At 57.7% G+C, this 8,092-nt stretch carries 10 protein-coding genes and 1 tRNA gene; 3 read left to right on the top strand and 8 right to left on the bottom strand.

The window, feature by feature from the left end; genetic code table 11:
- A partial coding sequence (locus AAAB35_RS14375; protein WP_340668965.1) for a hypothetical protein occupies window positions 1-721 on the bottom strand: 721 nt, incomplete at its 3' end.
- 329 nt (window positions 722-1,050) lie between these two features.
- On the opposite strand from AAAB35_RS14375, the gene AAAB35_RS14370 reads away from it, so the two are divergent.
- Together AAAB35_RS14370 and AAAB35_RS14365 are read left to right on the top strand one after the other, a co-directional pair.
- Window positions 1,051-1,992 carry a sugar-binding transcriptional regulator gene (locus tag AAAB35_RS14370; RefSeq protein WP_340668969.1) on the top strand — a complete coding sequence of 314 codons (942 nt, stop codon included), beginning with the start codon at window positions 1,051-1,053 and terminating at the stop codon, window positions 1,990-1,992.
- A 143-nt stretch (window positions 1,993-2,135) separates the two neighbouring features.
- Window positions 2,136-2,212 (top strand) — tRNA-Ile (locus AAAB35_RS14365).
- Between the two features lie 114 nt (window positions 2,213-2,326).
- Here the strand turns inward: AAAB35_RS14365 and AAAB35_RS14360 are convergent.
- Window positions 2,327-2,677 (bottom strand): DUF1344 domain-containing protein, encoded by a 351-nt coding sequence (locus AAAB35_RS14360; RefSeq protein WP_340668963.1) that lies wholly within the window; start codon window positions 2,675-2,677, stop codon window positions 2,327-2,329.
- Between the two features lie 446 nt (window positions 2,678-3,123).
- On the opposite strand from AAAB35_RS14360, the gene AAAB35_RS14355 reads away from it, so the two are divergent.
- Window positions 3,124-4,080 (top strand): trypsin-like peptidase domain-containing protein, encoded by a 957-nt coding sequence (locus AAAB35_RS14355; protein ID WP_340668968.1) that lies wholly within the window; start codon window positions 3,124-3,126, stop codon window positions 4,078-4,080.
- A gap of 17 nt (window positions 4,081-4,097) precedes the next feature.
- Here the strand turns inward: AAAB35_RS14355 and AAAB35_RS14350 are convergent, their stop codons facing one another.
- The 6 genes from AAAB35_RS14350 to AAAB35_RS14325 all read right to left on the bottom strand — a co-directional run bounded on the left by AAAB35_RS14350 (window position 4,098) and on the right by AAAB35_RS14325 (window position 8,057).
- Window positions 4,098-4,505 (bottom strand): DUF2147 domain-containing protein, encoded by a 408-nt coding sequence (locus AAAB35_RS14350; RefSeq protein WP_340668962.1) that lies wholly within the window; start codon window positions 4,503-4,505, stop codon window positions 4,098-4,100.
- Window positions 4,506-4,693: 188 nt separating this feature from the next.
- The gene (locus tag AAAB35_RS14345; protein ID WP_340668961.1) at window positions 4,694-5,551 is read right to left on the bottom strand and encodes an SDR family NAD(P)-dependent oxidoreductase; all 858 of its coding nucleotides are present in this window, start codon (window positions 5,549-5,551) and stop codon (window positions 4,694-4,696) included.
- A gap of 88 nt (window positions 5,552-5,639) precedes the next feature.
- A complete protein-coding gene (locus tag AAAB35_RS14340; RefSeq protein ID WP_340668960.1) occupies window positions 5,640-6,422 on the bottom strand; it encodes a hypothetical protein in 783 nt (260 codons plus the stop codon).
- Between the two features lie 10 nt (window positions 6,423-6,432).
- Window positions 6,433-7,020 (bottom strand): protein-S-isoprenylcysteine O-methyltransferase, encoded by a 588-nt coding sequence (locus AAAB35_RS14335; protein WP_340668967.1) that lies wholly within the window; start codon window positions 7,018-7,020, stop codon window positions 6,433-6,435.
- A 119-nt stretch (window positions 7,021-7,139) separates the two neighbouring features.
- Window positions 7,140-7,790 carry a hypothetical protein gene (locus tag AAAB35_RS14330; protein ID WP_340668958.1) on the bottom strand — a complete coding sequence of 217 codons (651 nt, stop codon included), beginning with the start codon at window positions 7,788-7,790 and terminating at the stop codon, window positions 7,140-7,142.
- A 144-nt stretch (window positions 7,791-7,934) separates the two neighbouring features.
- Window positions 7,935-8,057, bottom strand: a complete 123-nt coding sequence (locus tag AAAB35_RS14325) for an ABC transporter (RefSeq protein ID WP_340668966.1) — start codon at window positions 8,055-8,057, stop codon at window positions 7,935-7,937.
- Window positions 8,058-8,092: the final 35 nt, after the last annotated feature.

Genomic DNA, 8,092 nt, shown 5'->3' with positions numbered 1-8,092 from the left:
GGCTCGACAGGGCGGCTTCGGGGCTGGCCGATTCGATGGCGTCGCCGAACTTTTCCTGCCGGGCCTGCAGAGCGAGGAGGGTGCTTTCGACCAGTTTTTCGTCACAGGGCTCGACTTCGGAATAGGTAGCAAGACCTATGGCAAGCGCGATTGCGGCAAAGCACAGATATTGCGTGCGCCGATCCGGCTTGGCAGCGACATGGGCAGGAAAGGTAATGGGGGTCGCATCGTATTGCGCCCGCAATTCGACCGTCATTGTAGCGCAGGCCGCCCCGATTTGGGCAAGTCCGCCGTCGCGGGCGGCAAACAACAAATGCGCATGGCGACGGCTCATCGTCGCGTGAACCGCCGAAAACGTTGCTTCATGAATGAGAGCATTGTCCGAACCAAGCACGCTGAAGAGACGCTTGGTGAGATAATAGGCATCGCGCCGGAACAGTGCCGCCCCCTTGGCAAGGTTGGCCGGGAAATAAGCGCCGAGACTGCGGGCCTCGATTGTCGCGGAGTGCGCGGACGGATCCTGCGAGACGAGCGAGATCGAGATGGATTCAGCGGCAGTGAACGCCTTGTCCACAACGCGGGCAGCCTGCCCGAACAGGATATCGGGCAGGTCCTGACCTTGCGGTTTGGTATCGACGCGGCTTGCTCTGATCAGGTGACGGACGTCACGCAACCGGTCCTTCAGATTGACGATGATGTCGCTCGAAATGTCACGGATCATGATCGCGGCCTCTGCTCGCAAGTGGATAAGGGTACCTATCGATTTTCGGTGCCTTGCTAAATGACATTCTAGCGCATAACCCCAGAATCTGTATCGATTTTTGACAAAGACTGTGCGCAGATTCAAGGTGTTATGCCGCGTTTCGACTTAAAATGCGGCAGTAGGGCGCATAAATGTAGAGAAGGCATGTCCGCCGCCGCTTCGATGCGGGGTGGCCGAGGATAGGGGGGAGACGATTGGCCGATCGACGCAAGCGAACAAATGGTGCGCCTACAAACCCCCAGAAGGCCCCGGTGGATGTCGGTCAGCCCGACACGAAGATCAGCAGGATGCGCATGCGCGCCGCCTGGATGTACTACATCGAACAAATGACGCAGAACGAGATCGCCGAGATTCTCGGCGTCGGCCGCGTTACGATCGTGCGCATGCTGGCGGAAGCGCGGGCCCGCAACGAGGTCAAGATCGGCATCCAAGGTTATCTTTCGGATCTGATTGCGCTGGAGCGGCAGGTCGAGCAGCAGTTCGGCCTCGACAAGGTCATCATCGCGCCGTTGTCCCATCCGGACAATGATCCGATCCCGTCGATTGCGGCCGCCACGGGCGATTATCTTTCGGGCGTCGTCGCCCACGGCATGCGGGTCGGTGTCGGTTGGGGACGCACGCTTCTCAACACGCTGTCCTATCTTGAGGCAAAGGCGCTCGAAGACTTCACCGTGATTTCATTGCTTGGCGGTATCAGCCAGCCACGCAGATTCAATCCGGCGGAATTCGCCTGGCAGTTTGCTCAGCTCTTCCAAGGCGACGGTTATCTAATTCCGGCACCGGCCATGGTCGATAGCGTCGAAACGAAGACCGCCCTTATCGAACGGTGCGGATTGAAAAGCGTATTCCAAATGGCGGAGGATCTGGACCTCGTGCTCCTCAGCGTCGGCGCCATCGAGACGGCTTCGAGCACGCCCTATCACATCGGGTTCCTCAACGCCGGCCATCAGGCCTCGCTGGCGGAGCGCGGCGCAGTGGGCGACTTGCTCTTCCATTTCTACAATAAGGAGGGCAAGCTCGTTGATCATCCTATCCATGATCTGGTGATGTCGGTCGGCATTGATACAGTGCAGCGCGTGCCGGCACGTGTGCTGACCTCGGGCGGCAAGGAGAAAATCAGAGCTCTCTATGGCGCGATGGCACTCATTCGTCCGACAGTGTTCATTACCGACGAAGAGAGTGCGCGACGGCTGCTCGTTCTGGCTGAACAGGAGAAGGAAAAGGGCTGAGCCCTGACGCGTTTTTGCGTTTTCCTGGGAATTCGGAATTAAGCCATGGACTTAGGTCACGTCGGGGATTGCATTCGCAATTTTTCCCGTTATTGATCGCGGGACGAATACTGGCATTGGCCGGCTGGTTCGTATCTCAGGTGGGGCCTGTAGCTCAATTGGTTAGAGCCGGCGGCTCATAACCGCTTGGTTGGGGGTTCGAGTCCCTCCGGGCCCACCATTCTCCACTTAAGTAAGCACGACGCCTCCCGTGGCCGTCCCGGCTGGCCCGAGTTCGATCGATGGCCGCTCGTCTCTTTGACGATCAACCACCGGTCAACGATCTGCGGTTCAATCAGCGAACAACTACCATGCGCGTGGCGTGAAATTCATCGGATTCGCTATTTCCAAAGGACGTGTTGTAGGGGTCCTGGCCCTTCCATGTGATCCTGACTTTTTCGCCGGCCGCAATACCCCGGAAGCTGGCATTCGCTGGGAGCTGGTACTTTGTACCGGTGGTCAGTTGCACCGTCTTCGACTGCGGATCAGCCCATTCGATTGTTCCCGTCGTGCTGAAGACATCAGGGGCGGGAGCGTGCATGGCTCGAACCGATTTTATTGTGGATATGTAGGTTCCCTGTCCCTGCGCTGCGGCATAGCTTGTCGTCAATGCGAGCGCAGAGATTACCAGAAGCAGTTTTTTCATCGCTAATCTCCTTATCCTATGCAGGACGGGAGTGAGACACAGCATGCCCTGGTCAGCTTTAAGACAAGGACTGTATCGTCCCGTCCCCATACCGGCACTTCGCGTGTCAGTAAACCAAGGATACAGCTTTAACCTTCATTAAAACAATGAATTAGCTGTAATGTTGTTCAACTTCTTTTGAGCGTGAAATGATCGAAATAGCCGGCGTCCTTGAGCTTCTAGCACTCTAGCGGATACCGGTCCGGGCCTGGTCGCGGGTGCCCACAATCTGCTCCAGCGATTACAAAATACACGTTCGCTGCCAAGTCTTGAACGTTCGTCGTGGCCTCTCCATTTATTGCATTACAACGATGCCTTGACGGATCAATCACAAGAAATCACTCCTTGTGGCAGGTCCGGTCCGATGGCGGCAGTGGCGATGGTCGCCGCTGCTTGAGGATCCAATGATGGGTTACATAGAGAAGGACATTGCGCCCGTCGATGACGGTGCGTTAACGGATGCATATTCTCGATCGATAGCACGGGCGGTCGACATTGTGGGTCCGGCGGTCAATCGGATCGAGCGGATCGGCGACCGAGGCGACCATGGTTCCGGTTTTTCTATCGCGCCGGACGGACTGATCATCACCAACAATCATGTCGTGGGCCATGCCGCGCGTGTGCGCATCACGAGGCCGGATGGCTTCGTTACCGAAGGGAGTGTGCTTGGCAGCGATGTGGATACGGATATAGCCCTAATCCGGGCGAACACTGGTGGTGAAGCCTGGGCGCGGCTCGGAAATTCGAAGCTGCTGCGAAGGGGTCACATTGCAATCGCCATCGGAAATCCGCTTGGATTCGAGTGGACAGTGACGGCCGGCATAGTTTCGGCACTCGGCCGCTCGATGCGAGCCGCCAGCGGGCGGCTTATGGACGACGTGATTCAAACCGACGCCGCGCTCAACCCCGGCAATTCCGGCGGGCCGCTGGTTTCCTCGCAAGGTGAGGTGATCGGCGTCAATACCGCCGTCATCCAGGGTGCGCAAAGCATTGCCTTCGCAGTTGCGTCCAATACAGCCAATTTCGTGGTTTCAGAAATACTTCGATATGGACGGGTGAGGCGCGCCTATATCGGTATTGCGGGCGATACGATCGAACTTCCGCGAAGGATTGCACTCGAAGCAGGAACCGACCGGGCAACGTCGGTTCGCATCCGGCGTGTGGAAACGTCCAGTCCCGCAGAGCGCGGCCGATTGGCCGAAGGCGACTTCATTCTCGCCATCGACGGCAAGCCGGTCGGTGGCGTCGACGATATCGTCAGGCTGATGCATGGTGAGACAATCGGCCGCAACACGGAGGTTCTCATTTTCTCGGTTGCCGGCCGTGTCGAAAAACGGACGTTGGTGCCGGTTGCCCGCCCGTAGCAGGGTGGGCTCGTCGGTTACTCGCGGCGCCAGATCGACGACTTGCAGATGAGGCCACCCAACACGCAACCCGACAGTTCCACAGCGTTACCGGCAAGCTTGGCCTTGCCTGAATAGGTCTTGCCGGTCTCCGGATCATAGAGAGTGCCCGCATATGTTCCTGGGCCTGTTGGCTTCATGGATACGGCCTGAAGGCCGACAACGGGGCGGTCGCGTTTGGAAGCATCAGGATTGTTAACGTCGTTGACGGGTTGGTTCATCCACACAATCGTACCGCATACGCCGCCATTGCAGTCGCTCATCTTCACTTTCGTGTGGCCGGATTCGTTGACATATGTCCCTGCAACCTCCTGGGCTTCGGCCATCGCCGCGGTCATCAACGCCCCGGCCATGAGAAGGGTGCAAAGGGCTCCTTTTATGGCCAACAATGGGGTCTCCAGTCGTCAAGAATTAATCGGTGAACGCGCCGTCGAATGGTGCGTTGCAATTCGGTTTGCACGCAGGGGTACATGATGAATTGGTCAAGATTGGGCGCGTCTAGCACAAAATTTATTTGTGGGCTAACCTTGTTGTCGCTGGGCGATGCCATTTTCGCGCAGCGCAGGTGACGACGCTACTTGTGGCCGGCGCGACAACACTTCTTGTATTTCTTGCCTGATCCACAGGGGCAGGGGTCGTTGCCGCTACGCTGAAGCCGGGCAATCAGCGGCAAAAGAATCGTGGCGGGCAATAGCCTTGCTGCAAAAACGGCGAGCCTTGCCGAAACGCCCGGGATGATCAGGCGGCGCCCGGATCTGAACCCTCGCCATGCATGTTCGGCGACGTACTGCGCGTCTAGCTTGGGCAGGAGCGTGAACATCGAAGCATGCGTTGCGCCAGCCGTGGCGTAAAACTCGGTGGATACAGGTCCAGGCGCCAGACAGGTAACGGTGACACCGGACGGGCTCACTTCCTGATGGATCGCCTGGGAGAAAGACCGCACGAAGCCCTTGCTGGCATAGTAGAGCGCCATGTAAGGCCCCGGAGTGAAACTCGCGACCGAACTCAAATTGATCACACCGCCACGCTTTCGCGCCACCATTTGCGGCAGAAAATACAGTGTGAGCTCGGTGAGGGCGCGAATGTTGAGGTCAACGATGCCGAGCTGGTCATCGATGGGGAGCGCTATCGCCGCGCCGCGCAGGCCATAGCCAGCGCTGTTGACGAGGACATCGCAATAAAGTCCATGCGTTGCCAGAAACTCAGAGACATGCGCCGGCGTGTCGTGTGCCAAAACGTCCAGGGCGAAGGTGAAAGGTTCACCGCCGGCATCGCGCACCTCGGCTGCAGCGGCGTTCAATCCCTCGATCGAACGTGCCGTGAGGACGACCGGCCCGCCATCGCGGGCAGCCACACGCGCTATTGCACGGCCGATGCCGCCCGACGCCCCGATCACGACGACAGCGGGTCTAAGATCTGTTTGTGAATTCATGACGTCGCCAGCGAAACCACCCTGCGAGCAGCTTCAGCACCTTCCCAGATTAATCCATTCATCGCTTCACCATAACCAGTCGCTAACCTCACTGGCCCTGGTCCTCCCGCAGTACTTTAACGATGGTACCTTGTGCAAGCTGCTTTACTTCTTCGGCCACAGCGCCGTTAAGAATGGCTTCGAACCTCTCCAGTGCACGTGCCACATTCGCCCCATCCATGACGCGATGGTCGTAATGTATGCGCACGTTTACCGATCCGTCTTCGCCGATCAGGCCATAGTTGAGAAGCGTCGTCAGCGGCGTAAGCGGATTGAGCGACTCGGCGCCCAGTCCCGAATAGACGGACAGTTGGAACGTGCCGAAGTAATTCGGTCGCTGTCGACCGATATTCAGTCCGAGCCACATCATCGGCCACCTGAGCAATGCCGGGATACGGGCAATCTTCAACGCACGCCGAAACTCTTTAACCTCCAGGACCGGACGCGATCGGGCGTCTCTTATCGATGCTTCAAGTTCCGGGATCGAGCGGTGTTCGGGGTCCTTGATTCGGCTCAGCAAAACCGCCCGCTCGCCTTCGTAGTCGCGCTCGTGGGCGATCGACGCAACGCTGACTGGATATTCATAGAGCCGCGGCCAAGGAAGTTTGACATAGGCGCGGCGCAACTCTGGCGTTTCTTCAGACAGGAGGGCATAGCCCTTCAGAAACAGCACGGTCCAGGATGATTTCGCGCGTTGCGTCATCCTTGCGCGCAAGAGTGGACCAAGGTTCATTTGGCGCTGAACCGTAACCCTGGGCACAGCGATCGAGAACCGCATGAGGTCGTTGACCAGGCGCCGGGGCGCTGAAAGCTTGAGGGCTCGGCCTCGCATGTTGTGACCTCTAATAAAGATAGGGGATGAGTCTTTTGGTCCTTTCCATGTAGTCGCGGTATTCTGGGCCGAAATTCTCCAGCATCATACGCTCTTCCTTGTTTACCCTCAGAAAAAACAGGATTGCAAAGCCGGCCAGACCGGCAAGGCCCGCAACCCAGTTCGCCAGCAGGAACGCCTGCCCAAGCGCGATAAGAAGGAACGAGGTGTACATCGGGTGGCGGACGAGGGCGTATGGCCCGGATGAAACCAGCTTGTGCTTCTCGCGAATCTCGAGCGTGATCGACCAGTTCCGGCCGAGTTCCTTGTGGGATCGCCGGAAAACCCAAAGTCCAAGCAGCATGGTGAACGTTCCAAGGATGATAGCCACCGGGTAGGGCGCATAATCGGCAGCTTTCGGGATACCTGTAGCGAGGTAGAAGCCGGGGACGATGGCAAGGCCAAAAAACGCCGTGGCAAGCCCGATCCTGTCTGAAAGCGTGCGCGCCGTGCGCGCGACCTGCACGCGCCGCGCGCGACGCTCGAACGGATAACGAATCACGTACCAGGCAACGATGCCGAGCACCCATATGATCTCGCCGACTGAAGCATTAAAAATAGTCACGCTAGGTCACTGGCGCCTTTTCTGCGATCCAAGCTCATCGTCAAGCCGCACCCACTGCGACAGCCACGGTTTTGTCGCTGCCAGACGCTAGAACAATGCGCTCCTCTCAAAATTTAGCCTGCCGGCCCTGTATATCCGACTGCATTCGGCCCGCCGTTCATCTCCCGTAGCCTCGTTACGAACTGCTGCGGCCGCAGCCAGATGCCAGGTGTCTTGTAACCCATGGAACGTGCGATTTCGCCAACGAAGTTATTGCAGTTGTTTACGGTCGCCTGCCAGAAGTGGGAACGTTTCTGAAGGTCGTGAATATAGGTAACGACTTTCCTGTATTCCGCCTCGTTCAACGTGACACGCCAGCTTGCGGACCTGTATCTGTCATCAAGGTCGCCATCGCTTACACCGGTTTCGGCAGGCACCGGTATATAGTGCCCAAGCACGTAGGGAACCGCACTATCGGAAGCGGGATGTAGGCCGGCGACCTCGCGGTCGAGCACTCTTCCCGACTTGTCCAAGCGTCCAAAGATTACGTAAGTATGGCCGTAGCTGAGAGCATAGCGGGAGCGGAACTCAATATAATATTGCCCCTGGCTCTGCTGTACGGGCTGCGTCGCGCTGGCTTGCGTGTTCGTGGAAGGCGGAGCCCCCACCGAGCCCGTATTATTATAAGATACGACATTAGGCTTGATTGCAGCATCCGGTGCACATCCTGCGACTGCGATAGCAAACAGAACGGCGACCGATAGACGACCACTCGATAGCGTCATTTCTTTTCCTGAACTCCGAAGAGCGTAGGCATGTAGGCAAACCATGCCCGCTACCAAAACTCCGCATGACCGCCCGATATTATGAGGCGAGTGCCGATGGGGAAAGAATCGTGCGAAACTTCCCCCACGCGGACTAACGAATCATTACTTGGTAATTACAGCCGGAGCCGGCTCAGGCGGCGGGGCTTTTCCCTTACCGATTGACCCGCAGGCACTTAAACTGACGACCGTCATCACGGCAACAACACCGATCAGAATTCTCTTCATCTGACAATCCTTTCTCCTCAAAGGCGAGTAGGCCA

Origin of the sequence: Phyllobacterium sp., from assembly GCF_037994425.1 — a bacterium.
GTDB lineage: Bacteria > Pseudomonadota > Alphaproteobacteria > Rhizobiales > Rhizobiaceae > Phyllobacterium.
This window is presented reverse-complemented; position numbering and strand designations above follow the sequence as displayed.